General features: G+C 34.9%; 20 protein-coding genes. 14 read left to right on the forward strand and 6 right to left on the reverse strand.

Annotated features, from left to right (window positions below; all coding sequences use genetic code 11):
- Window positions 1-89: 89 nt before the first annotated feature.
- From ACSG5Z_RS08460 to ACSG5Z_RS08470, 3 genes are read left to right on the forward strand one after another with little or no spacing between them, the layout of a single operon-like run.
- The gene (locus ACSG5Z_RS08460) at window positions 90-317 is read left to right on the forward strand and encodes a FeoA family protein (protein ID WP_000060518.1); all 228 of its coding nucleotides are present in this window, start codon (window positions 90-92) and stop codon (window positions 315-317) included.
- Window positions 314-2,302: a ferrous iron transport protein B gene (gene feoB / locus ACSG5Z_RS08465; RefSeq protein WP_088064653.1), complete on the forward strand. Its 1,989-nt coding sequence runs from the start codon at window positions 314-316 to the stop codon at window positions 2,300-2,302. Before ACSG5Z_RS08460 ends, feoB begins: the two co-directional genes overlap by 4 nt.
- A gap of 16 nt (window positions 2,303-2,318) precedes the next feature.
- On the forward strand, window positions 2,319-2,486 hold the full coding sequence (locus tag ACSG5Z_RS08470) for a FeoB-associated Cys-rich membrane protein (protein ID WP_000989597.1): 168 nt from the start codon (window positions 2,319-2,321) through the stop codon (window positions 2,484-2,486).
- Window positions 2,487-2,523: 37 nt separating this feature from the next.
- Here the strand turns inward: ACSG5Z_RS08470 and ACSG5Z_RS08475 are convergent, their stop codons facing one another.
- Entirely contained in the window at window positions 2,524-3,102 is a 579-nt protein-coding gene (locus tag ACSG5Z_RS08475) for a lipoprotein BA_5634 family protein (RefSeq protein ID WP_137035362.1), read from the reverse strand.
- A gap of 404 nt (window positions 3,103-3,506) precedes the next feature.
- On the opposite strand from ACSG5Z_RS08475, the gene ACSG5Z_RS08480 reads away from it, so the two are divergent.
- The 5 genes from ACSG5Z_RS08480 to ACSG5Z_RS08500 all read left to right on the forward strand — a co-directional run bounded on the left by ACSG5Z_RS08480 (window position 3,507) and on the right by ACSG5Z_RS08500 (window position 6,329).
- Window positions 3,507-4,172: a PspA/IM30 family protein gene (locus ACSG5Z_RS08480; RefSeq protein WP_000110287.1), complete on the forward strand. Its 666-nt coding sequence runs from the start codon at window positions 3,507-3,509 to the stop codon at window positions 4,170-4,172.
- A gap of 79 nt (window positions 4,173-4,251) precedes the next feature.
- Window positions 4,252-4,656, forward strand: a complete 405-nt coding sequence (locus ACSG5Z_RS08485) for a DUF350 domain-containing protein (protein ID WP_000220323.1) — start codon at window positions 4,252-4,254, stop codon at window positions 4,654-4,656.
- Between the two features lie 21 nt (window positions 4,657-4,677).
- Window positions 4,678-5,184, forward strand: coding sequence for a DUF4178 domain-containing protein (locus ACSG5Z_RS08490; protein ID WP_000051753.1), 507 nt, complete (start codon window positions 4,678-4,680; stop codon window positions 5,182-5,184).
- A gap of 12 nt (window positions 5,185-5,196) precedes the next feature.
- A complete protein-coding gene (locus ACSG5Z_RS08495) occupies window positions 5,197-6,012 on the forward strand; it encodes a DUF4247 domain-containing protein (protein WP_435711289.1) in 816 nt (271 codons plus the stop codon).
- 98 nt (window positions 6,013-6,110) lie between these two features.
- Entirely contained in the window at window positions 6,111-6,329 is a 219-nt protein-coding gene (locus ACSG5Z_RS08500; RefSeq protein WP_088064650.1) for a hypothetical protein, read from the forward strand.
- A gap of 150 nt (window positions 6,330-6,479) precedes the next feature.
- Here the strand turns inward: ACSG5Z_RS08500 and ACSG5Z_RS08505 are convergent, their stop codons facing one another.
- A complete protein-coding gene (locus ACSG5Z_RS08505; RefSeq protein WP_137011975.1) occupies window positions 6,480-7,352 on the reverse strand; it encodes a YitT family protein in 873 nt (290 codons plus the stop codon).
- A gap of 187 nt (window positions 7,353-7,539) precedes the next feature.
- On the reverse strand, window positions 7,540-8,574 hold the full coding sequence (locus ACSG5Z_RS08510; protein WP_087984896.1) for a YdcF family protein: 1,035 nt from the start codon (window positions 8,572-8,574) through the stop codon (window positions 7,540-7,542).
- A 710-nt stretch (window positions 8,575-9,284) separates the two neighbouring features.
- Between ACSG5Z_RS08510 and ACSG5Z_RS08515 the strand changes: the two genes are divergently transcribed.
- Entirely contained in the window at window positions 9,285-10,127 is an 843-nt protein-coding gene (locus ACSG5Z_RS08515) for an S-layer homology domain-containing protein (protein ID WP_435711290.1), read from the forward strand.
- Between the two features lie 82 nt (window positions 10,128-10,209).
- Window positions 10,210-10,443 (forward strand): spore germination protein, encoded by a 234-nt coding sequence (locus tag ACSG5Z_RS08520; RefSeq protein ID WP_033657613.1) that lies wholly within the window; start codon window positions 10,210-10,212, stop codon window positions 10,441-10,443.
- Window positions 10,444-10,609: 166 nt separating this feature from the next.
- Here the strand turns inward: ACSG5Z_RS08520 and cydB are convergent, their stop codons facing one another.
- Both cydB and cydA read right to left on the reverse strand, forming a co-directional pair.
- The gene (gene cydB / locus ACSG5Z_RS08525; RefSeq protein WP_137011971.1) at window positions 10,610-11,638 is read right to left on the reverse strand and encodes a cytochrome d ubiquinol oxidase subunit II; all 1,029 of its coding nucleotides are present in this window, start codon (window positions 11,636-11,638) and stop codon (window positions 10,610-10,612) included.
- On the reverse strand, window positions 11,628-12,977 hold the full coding sequence (cydA, locus tag ACSG5Z_RS08530; protein WP_435711291.1) for a cytochrome ubiquinol oxidase subunit I: 1,350 nt from the start codon (window positions 12,975-12,977) through the stop codon (window positions 11,628-11,630). The genes cydB and cydA overlap by 11 nt, the downstream gene beginning before the upstream one ends.
- Before the next feature lie 224 nt (window positions 12,978-13,201).
- Between cydA and ACSG5Z_RS08535 the strand changes: the two genes are divergently transcribed.
- Window positions 13,202-13,765 carry a beta-class carbonic anhydrase gene (locus tag ACSG5Z_RS08535; protein ID WP_435711292.1) on the forward strand — a complete coding sequence of 188 codons (564 nt, stop codon included), beginning with the start codon at window positions 13,202-13,204 and terminating at the stop codon, window positions 13,763-13,765.
- Here ACSG5Z_RS08535 and yidD read toward each other — a convergent pair.
- Window positions 13,762-13,998 carry a membrane protein insertion efficiency factor YidD gene (gene yidD, locus ACSG5Z_RS08540; RefSeq protein ID WP_000809334.1) on the reverse strand — a complete coding sequence of 79 codons (237 nt, stop codon included), beginning with the start codon at window positions 13,996-13,998 and terminating at the stop codon, window positions 13,762-13,764. The genes ACSG5Z_RS08535 and yidD overlap by 4 nt on opposite strands.
- A 128-nt stretch (window positions 13,999-14,126) precedes the next feature.
- Between yidD and luxS the strand changes: the two genes are divergently transcribed.
- The 3 genes from luxS (at window position 14,127) to ACSG5Z_RS08555 (ending at window position 16,185) form a co-directional block, all read left to right on the forward strand.
- Window positions 14,127-14,600 (forward strand): S-ribosylhomocysteine lyase LuxS, encoded by a 474-nt coding sequence (gene luxS / locus ACSG5Z_RS08545; RefSeq protein WP_001141371.1) that lies wholly within the window; start codon window positions 14,127-14,129, stop codon window positions 14,598-14,600.
- 128 nt (window positions 14,601-14,728) lie between these two features.
- Window positions 14,729-15,493, forward strand: a complete 765-nt coding sequence (locus ACSG5Z_RS08550; RefSeq protein ID WP_097856773.1) for a MerR family transcriptional regulator — start codon at window positions 14,729-14,731, stop codon at window positions 15,491-15,493.
- Window positions 15,490-16,185 carry a DMT family transporter gene (locus ACSG5Z_RS08555; RefSeq protein WP_097856774.1) on the forward strand — a complete coding sequence of 232 codons (696 nt, stop codon included), beginning with the start codon at window positions 15,490-15,492 and terminating at the stop codon, window positions 16,183-16,185. Before ACSG5Z_RS08550 ends, ACSG5Z_RS08555 begins: the two co-directional genes overlap by 4 nt.
- Window position 16,186: the final 1 nt, after the last annotated feature.

The following is a 16,186-nucleotide window of genomic DNA, read 5'->3' on the forward strand; positions in this document are numbered from 1 at the left end:
TATGAAGCAAAAGGGTATAGTACAAGAGAAATAGAGTGTGCTATAATTTTTTTGAAAATAATTATCATTCTCTTCTGAGGGGGAAGGTTATGAGCTTAGTAGATATTAAAATCGGTGAGAAAGTGTTAGTAAAAAGCGTTCAGTCTTTAGATCATTTACTGAAGAGAAGATTGGCTGCTTTCGGTCTTTCTGAAGGAAGCGAACTTCGCATGAAGCAGAAAGCGATGTTCAAAGGTCCTTGTACATTGGAGTGTCGTGGACAGTTAATTAGTATTCGTCATTGTGACGCGAAAATGATAAAGGTGGAATTAGCGTGAATAAGGTAGCTTTGCTAGGGAATCCGAATACAGGGAAGACATCATTATTTAATGCACTTACTGGTTCTTATGAATACGTAGGAAACTGGAGCGGTGTAACAGTAGAAAAGAAGGTTGGTAAATTAAAAGATAAGCAAGGAACATTAATTGATTTACCAGGTGTTTATGATTTGAATCCAGTTTCGCGTGATGAAGGTGTCGTTACAAATTTTCTACTAACAGACGAATTTCATCATATGTTAAATATAGTGGATTCTTCGCAATTCGAGAGAAATATGCATTTAACGTTGCAATTACTTGAGTTTGGAAAGCCGGTTTCAATCGGATTAAATATGGTCGATGTGGCAAAGCAACGAGGCATTGTAATTGATGTAAAACGATTATCAGAGCTATTAGGTGTAACAGTCGTTCCTGTCGTTGCAAGAAGTGGAAAAGGCTGTGAAGAACTACTTGCTACTCTTAAAGAAAATGACAAAAACGAGAAAAAGCCATTCATTATTTCATATGGTGTACAGATGGACGAAGGAATTGGAGAGGTAATAGCTCTTTTAGAGACAGCGAATTATAAGCATCCAAGATGGTTAGCCCTTCAATTTTTAAGCAATAACGAAGTAGTAGAAAAAGAAATGAAAGCATTACCAATTTATAAGGAACTTGTAGCCATTCGATCTCGCTTAGAAGGAAAACTTGATTGTACGTTGGAAGAGCACATTTACAAAACTCGTGAAGCGTATATTGAAAAGTTAAAAACAAATGTTATGAAGCATGAGAAAGAAGGGAAAATTCCTTTTTCGGAAAAAATTGATAGATTAATTACACATAAAATTTTAGGACTTCCAATCTTTTTAGCAGTTATGTTTTTTATTTTTCAGGTTACGTTTACGTGGATTGGTACACCTTTATCCGATATGTTAGATGAATTTTTTGGTGGACAGCTTACGGATTGGGTAACGGCTGGGCTCACAAGTGTTGGAGCTTCTGATTTTATTCAAGCACTCGTTACAGAAGGTATTATTGCTGGTGTTGGTGCGGTATTAGTATTCGTTCCACAAATCTTTGCACTATTCTTTTTCATTTCATTATTAGAAGACTCAGGATATATGGCGCGAATTGCAGTTGTTATGGATAGAATTATGGAGTTCTTCGGTTTAAATGGAAAAGCATTCATTCCGATGATTATCGGTTTTGGATGTAATGTTCCAGGTATTATGGCAGCGAGAACGATTGAACAAGAAAAAGAACGTTTACTTACAGTTCTTGTAACACCATTTATGTCTTGTTCGGCACGTTTACCTGTATACGCATTATTTGCGGGAGTATTCTTCCCTCATAGTCAGGCAACTGTTGTGTTTTCTTTATATGTTGCAGGTATTGTTCTTGCATTATTAGTTACAAAAATTATGTCTCTTACCATTTTAAAAGCGGAAAAGTCTATTTTCGTCATTGAACTACCTCCTTACCGCGTGCCACAAGCGAAAACGTTATGGCTAAGCACGTGGGAGAAAGGGAAAGGATTTGTTCGTAAAGCAGGTACATTCATCTTCGGTGGTTCTGTTGTCATTTGGTTATTAAACTATGCAGGTCCATCAGGATTTGGTGTTGATATGGGAGATAGTTACTTAGCGATGATTGGTGGATTTATTGCACCACTATTTGCACCGCTCGGCTTTGGAACGTGGCAAGCTGCAGCATCTCTTTTAACAGGATTTTTAGCGAAAGAAGTTGTCGTTTCTACAATGGCAATTATTTATGCGGTGAAAGAAGATGTGCTTGGAAATGTAATGGGAGCACATTATACTGCGTTATCAGCATATGCATTTATGTTCTTTATTTTATTATATGTTCCGTGTTTAGCGACAGTAGCTGTTATTAAACGTGAAACAGGATCAACGAAGTGGACGATTTTCTCTGTCGTTTATCCACTCGTTGTTGCTTATGTATTAACGTTCATTATATATCAAGTTGGATCCTTACTCGGATTCTAGAAGGAGATGTATTAGAGTGATGGTCAATATTATAATTGGAGCTATCATTTTTGGTTATGCAGCATACACGTTAGTTAATTTTGTAAAGAGAAGTAAAAAGGGAAAATGCGCAGCATGTTCTTTAAATAAATCGTGTCAGTCGCAAACTTGTAGTCCGGATATGGAGCAAATCGCTCACAAATAGCAAAAAAGCTTTGCGAATTTCGCAAAGCTTTTTTGTTTTACTTTTTAATTTTTACAAGTTGTGATGATTCTACACCATTTTTTCCAGGGAATTCTTTACTAGGGTCTTTATCGAATTTTAATACCCCAACAGATTTTTCATCGCCTTTTACATTTACGTAAGTTGCATCATCAACAATCGCGAACATGTCGGCATATGCACGTCCACTTCCGATAATTGTATTGCCTTCGTATTTTAATTTTGCCCCATCAAGTGTAGCATTTTCTACTTTTTCTTTAGCAAATAATACACCTTGCTCTGCTGTTACAGCTGGTAATTTATTAAGTGGTTTCGTGTCGTCTTTTTCATCAACTTTGCTAAGTAACTCTTTCTTCACCAGTTCTTCACCAGTTTTCTTATCCATAACAAGAACTTTTTTACCCTCTAATGTAGTCATTTTCATTTTATAGAAGTCTTTTTCTTTCACTTCTTTTTTGTTTTTATCTGTAATTTGTTGAACTTGTTCTTCTGATCCGTACAGTACAAAACCGTTTGCTTTCTCTCCTAATAAAGAACAACCTGATAATGCTCCGAATGAAATTGCTGCTGCTAATCCGATGCCTACTAATTTTTTCATGATGATTTCTCCTTTTTATATGTTTTATTGTAAATACAGTTTTTGTATTAGTTCTGAAATGATGAGAAGCTTGTTCGTTGCTTCTGGTATTAGTGTATAAGAAATATTGCAACGTAACTATCGAGTTAGCTTACAGTAACATTACAATAATGTAATTTAGTGAAAGTGCATAAAAATAAGTCAATTTTGAAGAGGATTAATGAGAATATATTAGGAATACAATGTTTTATATAGAATGTCATATTATATTGGCTGTATTTTGGAAATAACATGTAAGGACATATTAGTTTTGTTATAATAAACACGTAGGCTGTAAAAATGAATATTCTTTACTGTTAAGGGAGATTTTTCAGTTTTCCAAGTAGTGAATTTGAAATATGAGGTAAGTCATAGGAGGAATTAGAATGTCTGTATTTAAACGATTACGAGATTTAACAATGTCGAATGTATATTCATTAATTGAAAAAGCGGAAGATCCAGTTAAGATGACGGATCAATATTTACGCGATATGCAAGCGGATGTACAAGAAGCTGAGAAAAGTGTAGCAGCTCAAATTGCACTTGAGAAGAAATTCAAAATATTATTTGAAGAGCAAGAAGCACTTGTGAAAAAACGTGAAGAGCAAGCTCATATGGCTGTTCAAGCAAGCAATCTTGATCTTGCACGTCGTGCTCTTGAAGAAAAACAAAACGCAGAGCAAAAGATGAATGAGTATAAAGCAAGCTATGAGCAAAACAAAGCTGCTGCCGATAATCTTCGCCTGAAGCTAGAAGAAATGCGTAAGCAATTAACAGAGCTGAAAAATAAACGTGAAACACTTGTAGCACGTGTAAATGCGGCGAAAGCACAAAAGAATATTAATCAGGCGATGTCTGGATTTGATTCAAATTCAGCAAAAGCTGGTTTAAGTCGTATGGAAGAGAAAGCTCTTCAATTAGAAGCTGAAGCAGAAGCAAGTGGTGAAGTGTATAAAAAAGAAAAGTCATTAGATGATGAATTCGCAAGCTTAAACAAAAATTCTGCTGTTGACGATGAATTAGCTCGTATTATGAAGCAGTATGAGAAATAATATAGAATAGACAAAGAAACCGACATGTCTGAAGAGAATTCATGTCGGTTTTCTATTACTTTTTAGAGGAGGTTTTGCAATGACATGGACAAATGTGTTAGCCATGCTTGTATGGACTGGAGCAAGTGCAGTACTTTTATTTGCAATTATGTGGGTTGATTCAATTTTTACTAAATACAATGATTTAAAAGAAATAAAGAATGGGAATACAGCTGTAACAACGCGTTTCGTTATGAAATTATTCGCGCAAGGGTACATTTTATCTCAATCCATAACGAAAGCAAATGACTTATGGCAAGCGCTACTTGCATCAGCAGTTTCTTTCGTTATTTTATTAGTGGTAGAAATGTTTATCGAATTTGTGTTAAAGAAAATGTCCGGTTTAGATTTAGAAGAAGGTACGAAAGAAGGCAGTGTTGCGCATGCGATGTTGGCCGGATCATTACATATCGTTGGTGCACTTATTTTAGGTGCTTGTTTATAAAGAGAGAAGGAGGGGTAAATCATGAGTTTATTTAAACGAATTAAAAATATAATGAAGAGCCCAGAACCGCCGAAACCGGAGAAGAGTTTGTTAACGTTAGCTCCTGGCGATATGATTGAAGTTTCATTAGTCATGTACGAATTAACTGGGAAAACGAGTATGCATTCTCGTAAAGAAATTGTTTTAACGCTGCAAGACGGGAAAGATATTCGTTATTTAAAAATTGAAGATCGTGAAAATACGTATTATAAATTATATACACCAATCGATGGTCGTTTAGATTCAATTGATGAAGTTCCGACGACAATTGAAATGGATGATACAGAGTACCATATGGAAGAGCAATATAACGGACGTGTTGTTGTGATGGGAAAAACACCATTCTCTGCTTCAGAGGAACAGTATGTATGGGAATTCCAATCAGATAATCGAAAATTATTGCGTATTGAATGGCAAAATGGTCGCACAATGATGTATGAGGGAGAAGCAATTATTCCTGCTGATGTACAAATTATAAGAGCAACGTAAGGGGGCGTAATCATGTCAAACCGATTGTTTACCATGATTAAATCGTTCGTGATCCCTATACTTGCTATCGTTACGTTACTTGTTGTTGCTGGATATGCCTTATCAGGTTGTCAAGGCGGACAGACAAAGTCGATTCAAGACCGTTATCCACTAGAATCTGTCGCAAAAGAAGGTAAACAAGAATCTTACGTGTATAGGGCCGCCAATCGGTCAGTTCCTGAAGTCGCAAAGGAACTCATTAATGAAAGAGAACCGAAGCAAGCATCTAAAGAAGACGAAAATCAAATGTTCCTCGTTTATTCTGATAAGATTTATAACCTGCAAAAGGATAAAGAGAAACCTTCTGATACGTTAATTGAAATAAGTAATAAAGAATTTGTCCGTCAAAATTACCAACCATCCTTCCTGCAGGGATATATTATGGGGAGTATTTTAAACGATATATTCGGTTCACGAAAATCATCATACGGTGATTATCGCGGATATAATGACAGACAAAATCATAAACCGGTTATTCCAGAGAGACCGCCTACGAAAGAAGAAAAGAAAACCCCGCCTCCAATTACGAAGGAAGGGAAAGGATCTATCATTAAGCGAGGCGATAATGTAGATTCGAAACCTTCCGTAGGAGATACAGGAAGTATTACGAAAAAAGGAAGTAGTACGCCTCCGCCTTCTACTGGAAGCAAAGGGAAAATAACGAAAAATCCAGGTGGTTCAAGCGGATCAGATGTGAAGCCGAAATCATCTATTAAAATGCCGCCAAGGAATACATCGCCTCCGAAAACGAGGGTCGGTGGTTCAGGAAAGATTACGAAGAGAAGATAGGTATAGAGGCCGAAAAGGAGAAGTTGCTTTTCGGTCTTTTTATTATGGAAATTAATCCCTTTTAGCTGGTACAATTAAGTTATAAGGAGGAGATTAGTATGACTATATATAAAAGGTTTAGTTTGATTATGTTCCTCGTCTTATTCCTCAGTTTGTTTATTAGCACAACGATGAAATTTCACTTTGTAGTAGGTATTCTATGGATACTATGTACATGTACTCTTTTTCTATATGTTCCGCTGCGTTTTCAACATGAAGTGCCTGCCTTTCAAAAATATGTAGCATGGATTAAGAGAGGAAGAAGATGGGGAGAGTAAAATTATATCAGCGATTATTAGAATATATCGACCGCAACTCCAAATATATCAGCGATTATTGAAATATATCGACTTATCGACAAAGACTGCAACTTCATAATAAGAAGAGGGTGTGCCAAATTGTTGGCACACCCTCTTTATTCATAATGATTAATGAATATCACGTTTCTTAAAGTTACCGCCTTTTACTTCTGCTACGTCATAAACTGTAATAAAGGCGTGTGGATCGATTTCATTAATAAGTTCTTTCATTTTACTTTCTTCTAAACGGTTAATTACACAAGAAATTTCTTTGAATTTCTCTCTTGAATAACCACCGTATACTTCGTTATATGTTGCACTTCGGCCTAAACGATCACGAATTGTTTCTACCATTAATTCAGGTTCTTTCGTAATGATTTTAAATGTTTTCGAACCACTTAAACCAACTTCAACGATATGAATCACTTTCGAAGCGATAAAGTAAGCAATTGCCGAAAGGATAGCTCCTTGAAGACCGAATACTGTTGATACGAAAATAAATACGAACATGTTTAAGAATAAAATAAGGTCACTTGTTCCAAAAGGTAACTTACGAGAAAGTAATACAGCTAGCATATCGATTCCATCTAATGCGCCGCCGTTACGTAATGCTAGTCCCATACCGAAACCGATAATAATACCACCAACAACTGTAACGAGTAGTGTATCGCCTTCAATAATAGTAGGTATTCCGTGCATAACAACGGTACCTATTGCTAATGAAGCAATCCCGATAATAGAATAAATTGCAAAGCTTTTACCTATTTGTTTATATCCTAACCAAACGAAAGGAATGTTAATAACTGCGATTAGAGCTCCTAATGGTAATCCAAATAATCTTGAACTAACGATACTTAAACCAGTCACACCACCGTCTGAAACGTTATTTGGAATTAATACCGCTTCTAATCCGTATGCTGTAATAAATGCCCCAATAATAATCATCAAAGCTTTTGAAGCGATTTTTAGCTTATTGGGCTTGTTTTTGATAATTTTCTCCATGTAATTTCCTCGTTTCAAACTAGTTTCTTATTTGTTACGTAATTCACACCTAAATTTCATTTTAACATTTAATTTGAAAAATTTCTCTTTTAATGGATGTATGCAGGGAATATTATCACCATATTATCTTTAAAATATTTTTGAAATGAGTATAAGAAATCCCATCCTTTCAAAGGATGGGAGACTATTAAGAAATGATAAAACTAAGCACGGATAGGAATAAAGAAAATCCTAAAATAGCTCCGCAAACTTTCATATGACGTTTACGTCCCATCACAACGATTGCGACATACTCACGAATCATTGCATTAGGCCAGTAATAAAATGCAGTTTTTGATCCGATTCCTTGGCTATTAAGCCCCGCTTGTCTTGCATATATACCAGCGCGGAAAAGATGGAAATTATTCGTTGTAAAAATACTTCTATACTTACCTTCAGGTTTTAAAGACTCCATAATTTCTTTAGAGAACGACATATTTTGATATGTGTTTACAGAGCGATTTTCTTGCACTGTATGTTCAAGCGGGATTCCTTTTTCAACAGCGTACTTTTGCATCGCTTCCGCTTCTGGAAGACCTTCATCTGGACCTTGTCCACCAGAGAAAATGATTGTTGGTGGTGTATTCACAGCGGCTTGTTTCCAGTAAAAGTCGATTGCTTTATGAATACGACTTGCAAGTAAAGGTGGTACTTTATCATTAATTAAGCCGCTACCAAGAACGATGATGAAATCTTGATTACGCCTTGGTCTGTTGAATTGATATAGAAAATAAGCGCTTAAGAAGTTAGATAAGTGTATAAAGAAATATAAGGTTATAAGAGAAATTCCACCAAAAATAGGTTGCAAATGCGGTGAGAAGAAACTTGCTGGACTTATGAAAAAGAATAATATACAGAATAAAATACCTAAAGCAGCAATGAGTGTTAAACAGTTAGTGAACCGTCGTCCTTCTCGTTTCATTAAAATTCTCGCATTCAGAAATAGCCCAAACATTAAAGCAACAACACCGAAAGGAATCATAAGAATAAGTGCTAAAATAGGTAAAATTATACTATAGCGTAGTACATCAATACTTGAATTTACAGATATAATCACACAAAAAAGAAGGAAAAAACAGAAAAAAACATTAAATAAAAAGCCGTTTATTATTTTTCGCGGATCCTTTAAGTAAGAGATAAGAAAAATAATAAACAATATAAGAGGAATAATTCCAAAATACATAAATATAGTACACCTCAATTTTTATAATAATTTGACATACCCTTTATATTACATGATTTTATAATTGAAAATGAAAGAAAAAATGATTTAGAATTTTCTCAATAAAATATATAGATACATATGTTACAATGTATGGAAAGCGATATATTAAAAGTAAAATGGTTGAAAAGGCACTCTATGGAGTGTCTTTTCTTTTTTTCATGTAATTATGCATATTATATTTATTTTCAAGTGAAGAGGATTAAAATATAAGTGGTAGGCAGACTATATAAAGCAGAATTTCTTACAAACATTTCCCTCTACTTTTTGTATCTAACAATCGTATAACAATAAATAATTCTGTTTTATAGCGTCTGTTTATGAAAGGTGCCCTCTTTGAAGGCACCTTTTTATTGTTTCATGTAGATACTTTTCACTGTTGATATAGTGGAAAGTATCTATACTAAACATTAGCAATCTTCCGTATAAATATTATCAATTTACTATATATTCCAGTGGTGTTAACCTACATATGAAAGGCTTTCTTTTTCAAAATATTACCCCTAATAAATTTTTGAAGAAGTCAACTGTCTCCAAAATTGCCATTCATGCTTAGCAAAAAAGAATCCTTTTGGATTCTTTTTTGTGTTCGACATAATGTGACAAAATATATTTAAATAATTTGTTATATTGTTAAATGGTTATTATAGGAAAGAAAAGGAGACTTAAGTATGGGATTTAAAAAATTAATTTTAACAGGTGCAATTGTTGCAACTACAGCATTTACTTCAATTGGAACAGCGCAGGCAAGTGCAGATTTTAAAGATGTTCCAAACAATCATTGGTCTTATAAAGCGATTATGGATTTAGCAAATAAAAACGTTGTTGCTGGATACGGAAATGGGATTTTTGGATTTGGTGATGATGTAACACGTGAGCAAGTTGCAGCTCTTATGTTCCGTCATTTAAAACCGACAGTAAAAGAACAGTATAACAATCCGTATAAAGATGTTACGGATCGTTCAACTATGTTTAAAAAAGAGATTCTTGCTTTAACAGAGATGGGTGTATTCGTTGGAGATAACACAGGAAAATTTAGACCGAAAGATTCGTTAACTCGTGAAGAAATGGCACAAATTTTGACAAGGGGATTCCAATTGCAAATAAGAGGCGATCATAATTTCCCGGATGTAGATAGAAATGGATGGGCGAATCCTGCGATTACTGCAATTAAATCAAATTATATTACGGCTGGAACTGGTGATGGTAAATTCGCACCTAAAATGCATGTAAGTCGTGAGCAATACGTTCAGTTCTTATATAATGCAACGTTACCATTTGAAGAAAGACCAGGAGCAAAACAACCACAACCAGAAGTGAAGCCAGAAGTGAAGCCAGAAGTAAAGCCAGAAGTAAAACCTGAAGTGAAACCGGATCCGAAACGTTTTGCTAATTGTAAAGAAGCAAACGATGCTGGATATTATGACATTACAAGAGATAGTCCATATTATGGTAAGCATTTAGATCGTGATGGCGATGGAGTTGCTTGTGAGAAAAAGAAAAAAGGTAAATAAGAAAAAGCACTCAGTTTGAGTGCTTTTTCTTATGGAAACATGCTATTTTTTTAGGCGGTTCTCATAAAATAAAAGTAAGGAAATGAAAGTAGGTGACAAAATGCCGTCAGTTGTGGAAGGCGTTATTATTGAAAACTGTAACGGAACGATTAATTTAGGAGATAAATATAACGTGCAGCCGATTGAAAAAACGAAAGCTTATAATGGATCAGGATCATCGAATACAGGAAAAAAAGTACAAACATTTAGTGGTATTAGTACAGCAGATGTAAGGGATAGCGATGCGAACGATCAAGGAATACAGTTTACTTTATAGATAAATATGTAAAATTGCATAAAATGATGAACTTGCCCTGTGCTACAATCTAGCTGTGAGCTGTTCATGATTCTTCTGTATTATAGTTGTTAGATTGGAAATATAACATCTTATCAAAAATCATACGTACAAAAAAGACACTTCAAACGAAGTGTCTTTTTTTACTTTAGTGATACCCTTTAGCAGAGTCTTTATGAATTTTATTTTTAAAGATACTGTAGCTCCAAAGTTGATATCCAATAACAATTGGTACCATAACCATTGCAACGAAGAACATAATTTTTAAGTTTAATTGACTACCAGCTGCGTTATATAGCGTTGTACTATAAGCATCATTAATACGAGATGGTAACATTCTTGGGAACATACCTGCAAATCCAGTTGTCATAAACATTGCGATTGTTAAGCAAACGAATGTGAATGCGAGACCTATATTATGTTTGTACACCATAATAAGTGCGAGTACACTCAGTAACATTGCAAGTACCGGAAGAATGAATAGTACCGGATATTCTGTGAAGTTTTGGAATAAATTTGTACGATTTGCAGTTGCTACATAGAAAATAGCTAAAATGATAGCAGCTGCCATTGAAAATGGTCTTGCGATTTTATAAGCACGATCAGATACTTCACCAGTTGTTTTAATCATAACCCAAAGGGCGCCAGATACGACGAATATAGCAGTGAAGAACAGACCACCTAAAATACCATAATGATTTAGTAAGCTTAGTAAATTTCCTTCATAGCCATTTTTTCCGATTTGTAGTCCGTAATAAAGGTTAGCGAACGTAACACCGAATAAGAAGGCGATTAGGAAACTACCAATTGTAAATGCCCATTTACAAGTTTTTTGCCAAATTGGTGAATCGTCTTTATGCATAAATTCAAGTCCGGCAGCACGAGCAAACAGTGCGAGTAATACTAAAAATAGTGGTGTATATAGGTAACTAAACATATTTGCATATGTGACTGGGAAGGCAGCAAATGTTGCGCCACCAGCTGTAATTAACCATACTTCATTACCACCCCAGAATGGGCCGATTGCTTCTTGTAATTGATTTCGTTCTTGTCGGTCTTTCGCAACGAAAGGAAAAATCATTCCGTTACCAAGTGCATATCCATCAAGAATGAAGTAAACTGTCCAAATCACGCCCCATAAACCAAACCAGATAATTGCAAGCATGTCATGAGACATGAGCTGCACCTCCCTCAGTAGCAGGTTCTTCTAATGCTGCTGGTCCTTTTTTCGCGAACTTTAGCATTAAGTATACGTCTGCGATTAAAAGTAATGTGTAGAACAAGATTAAACTAATTAATGAGAACCAAATTTGTGGAACAGATATAGGTGATACAGATTCTGCTGTACGCATTAGTTTATAAACTGTCCATGGTTGACGACCTACTTCGGCAACAATCCAACCAGCGTTAATTGCGATATATGGTAGTAAGACAGACCATATTGTAATTTTTAAATAACGTTTTGAGTTTTCTAGTTTTCCTTTTCGGTTTAAGTAGAAACCGTACCAAGTTAATGCCATAAAGAACATACCAAGTGCAACCATTAAGCGGAAGCTATAGTACACGAGGTTAACATTTGGACGTTCATCTTTCGGGATATCTTTTAAACCAACAATTTCGCCATCAAATGAGTTTGTATAGAAGAAACTCCCTAGTTTCGGAATAGTAAGGAATTCAAAGTTCTTTTCGTTTTTTACATCAGGAATTTGAACAATCGAAAAGCCTTGTCCTTTTCCAGTTTCCCAAACTGCTTCCATCGCAGCTCCTTTAGCTGGTTGATATTTAGCTGCTGATACACCAGACTGATGACCCATAAACGGTGTAACAGTTGCAGCGAATAAACCTAACATTAAACCAAATTTAAATGATTTTTTGAAGAATACCACTTCATTTTTACGTAATAAATGATAGGCGCTAATTGCCATAACGAAGAAAGCACCAACGATATAACAACCAATTACAGTATGGAAGAACATGTTCCAAGCATATGGATTTGTCACAAGTGCCCAGAAATCATTTAATTCAGCGCGGCCGTTACGTACGACGTAGCCAACAGGGTTTTGCATAAAACCGTTTGCTGTAATAATCCAAAGGGCGGAAATATTTGTTCCAAGTGCAACCATCCACATACAGAAGGCACGGAATTTTGGTGAAATTTTGTCTTTACCGAATAACCATATTCCCATGAAAGTAGATTCTAAGAAGAAGGCAACGAGTGCTTCGATTGCGAGAGGTGATCCGAAAATATCTCCCATATATTTGGAGTACTCAGACCAGTTTGTTCCAAATTGGAATTCCATCGTAATCCCAGTTATAATCCCCATTACGAAGTTAATTGTAAATAATTTACCCCAGAAATTTGCCATTTTGCGGTATGTTGGATTCAATGTGCGGGCGTATTGAGTTTCCATACATGCTACTAAAATAACAAGTCCGATTGTCAAAGGTACAAATAAAAAGTGATAAAAAATAGTAATTGCAAATTGAAAACGACTCAGTAACAGAACGTCGGACATAATGAATATTCACTCCTTTTTTACATTATCTACAATCAGTTTATAGTGAAAATACGTTTTAAATAGGAGGGACTTGTTACAAAGGTGTGTGTATATTTTGAAAGAATTATGTCGGTTATCTGAAAATATCTTATTTTCACTATAAAGTAATATCCTTTTTGAGTTTTTTAAATTTTGGTACACTATATAAGTAATGTAAATGAGAGAAAAGAGGGTTCTTTACTATGAAGTCATTAGAAGAGATTTTACAATACAATGAAAAATTCGTTGAAGAAAAAAAATACGAAGAGTACGAAACAGGTAAATTTCCAAACAAAAAGATGGTAATTATCTCTTGTATGGATACTCGTCTTGTTGAATTATTACCGAAAGCGATGAATATGCGTAACGGTGATGTGAAAATTATTAAAGTAGCAGGCGCTGTTATTTCACATCCGTTTGGAAGTATTATGCGTAGTATTTTAGTTGCTGTATATGAACTTGGTGCTGATGAAGTTTGTGTAGTTGGTCACCACGATTGTGGTATGGCAAAAATTCAAGCAAGCAGTACAATTGAGAAGATGAAAGAGCGCGGTATAACAGAAGAGAAATTAGATACACTTCGTTATTCTGGAATCGATTTAGAAAGATTCCTACAAGGATTCTCTAGTGTAGAAGAAAGTGTAGAACATAGCGTATCAATACTTCGCAACCATCCATTACTTCCTGAAGAAGTACCTGTTCACGGTCTTGTTATAGATCCTGACACAGGAAAATTAGATTTAGTTGAGAATGGTTACGACAATTAAGAATTTACTTTGTCATCCTTTTTATCTGGGACAGGATCAAATCCTCCCGGGTGGAAAGGGTGACATTTTAATATACGCTTGCATGTAAGCCAAAATCCTTTCAGAGCACCATGTTTTTGAAATGCTTCTAATCCATAATGAGAGCAAGTTGGATAAAAGCGGCACGTTGGTGGTGTCATTGGAGAAATGAATTTTTGATAAAAGCGTATAATCCCAATAAAAATCTGTTTCATAATGGTCTCCTTTTCAGCATAGTCTTAAAGTATTATAGCACGACTGTACATAATACTTTACTAATGTGGATTTCCGTTATATCATATTGGATATAACGGAATTAAATTAAAAGCGGGAGAGATGTTGTATGCCATCAGTAGAAAGCTTTGAATTAGATCATACGATTGTAAAGGCGCCTTATGTAAGACATTGCGGAGTTCACAATGTAGGTAGTGACGGTATTGTAAATAAATTTGATATTCGTTTTTGCCAACCGAATAAACAAGCAATGAAACCAGATGTTATTCATACGTTAGAACATTTATTAGCATTTAATTTACGTAAATATATTGATCGTTATCCGCATTTTGATATTATCGATATTTCACCAATGGGCTGCCAAACAGGATATTATCTTGTAGTAAGCGGAACACCGACAGTTCGAGAAATCATCGATTTATTAGAACTAACATTAAAAGATGCGGTTCAAATTACAGAAATTCCAGCTGCAAATGAAACGCAGTGTGGTCAAGCGAAACTTCACGACTTAGAAGGAGCACAACGCTTAATGAACTTCTGGTTAAGCCAAGATAAAGATGAACTTGAGAAAGTGTTTGGATAAAAAGGAAAACTGCCTGTTAAAGGGCAGTTTTTTTATTTGTAGAAATGTATGTATGAAGAGTATTGACTTTAACGTATACGTCAAAGTTTATAGTGAAGGTAAATAAAATAAGGTGTGAGGAGGAAATAATGGATAAGTATAGCATTGGCGAAATTTCAAAGGAAACGAATGTAACGACGAGAACACTTAGATATTATGAGGAAATAGGATTGTTACAACCGTCTTATGTTGCTGATTCAGGATATCGTTACTATTCAAAAGGTGATGTAATTACATTGCAGCAAATCACAACTTTTAAAAAGCTTGGTTTTAAGCTTTCAGAAATAAAAGAAGTATTAAAAGAAGAAAAGGGGATTTTAGAAGAAGAAAGATGGAAGAATGCGATTCAAAATGAAATTCAAACGATACAAGGGGAAGTAAAAAGATTACAGGATTTAGAAAAGCTACTATATACAACATTTCATTCTATTGAATTAACAGGGGAGCTTAGGACAGAAGATTTAATGTTATTTATAAAATCCGTACAGGGAATTGATCAGAGGAAGAAATTTTGGAAAAGGTATTTTAATGAGGAAGAGCAGCAGATTATTCAGGGTTTACCAACATTTGAAGAAAATGATAAAAGAACGAAAGATTGGTTGCAAGTATTAAGAGAAATTCGCGAGCGTATAAATGAACCAGTAGATTCACCAGAAGTTCAACAATTGGCGGAAAAAGTAGTGGGTTTTTCCATGCATGTATTTCAAGAAGATGAACAATTAATAAATAAGTATTGGGAATTAATTAGACCTGGAGAGGGAGAGATTGCGAAAGTATATGGACTTGATTCGGAAACAATGAAGTATATAGATGAAATAGTAGAGTGTTATTTGAAAAAGGAGGAAGATAAATGACAGTTATGCAAAAAGAGAAGCTATATGGAAAGGAGCACGCGCGATTAGAGCGGCAATACTTTTATAAACATGTGGGTATTTTCATTCTTGCACAGCTTTTATTTATTTTTGTCATAGGGCTTGTACCAGCTCAAGTGCTACCAAGTGGGTCTTATATTCTTCATATGAAAGAATGGTTTTTGAATAAACAAATAGGCTTTTATCAAAATGAAACTATTAATACCATTGTCAGTGTTTGGACATCGGTACTTATGATTCATTTTATATGGGCGATGTCTTACATTCTTTTTCCGAAAAAGAAACGTAGCTCTTCAAAACAAGAAATACGACAAGAGGTAAAAGAAGAAGTGAAAAAGAAAAAGGAGATTAGTACAAATCGGGCTTGGCTGTATTTAGTTTTTGGTGGCTTAATCGAAATATATTGGGCAACAGGATTAAAAACAAATTCAATGAGTATTTTGACACTTATTGCAATTTTAGTTAGTTTTCATCTCTTAGTTGAAGTAACGAAAAGAATCCCAATTGGAACCGCATATGCAGTATTTACTGGAATTGGGACAGTGGGAACGATAGTAGTAGATATTTTATATTTTAAAGAGCCATTTTCGTTTATTAAAATTTTCCTTGTTTGTTTATTAGCACTATTTATTATCGGATTGAAATTTAGTGGCGACAAGGAAGAGGTGAAATAAA

The sequence above is a fragment of the Bacillus pretiosus genome, assembly GCF_051294775.1.
Lineage (GTDB): Bacteria > Bacillota > Bacilli > Bacillales > Bacillaceae_G > Bacillus_A > Bacillus_A wiedmannii.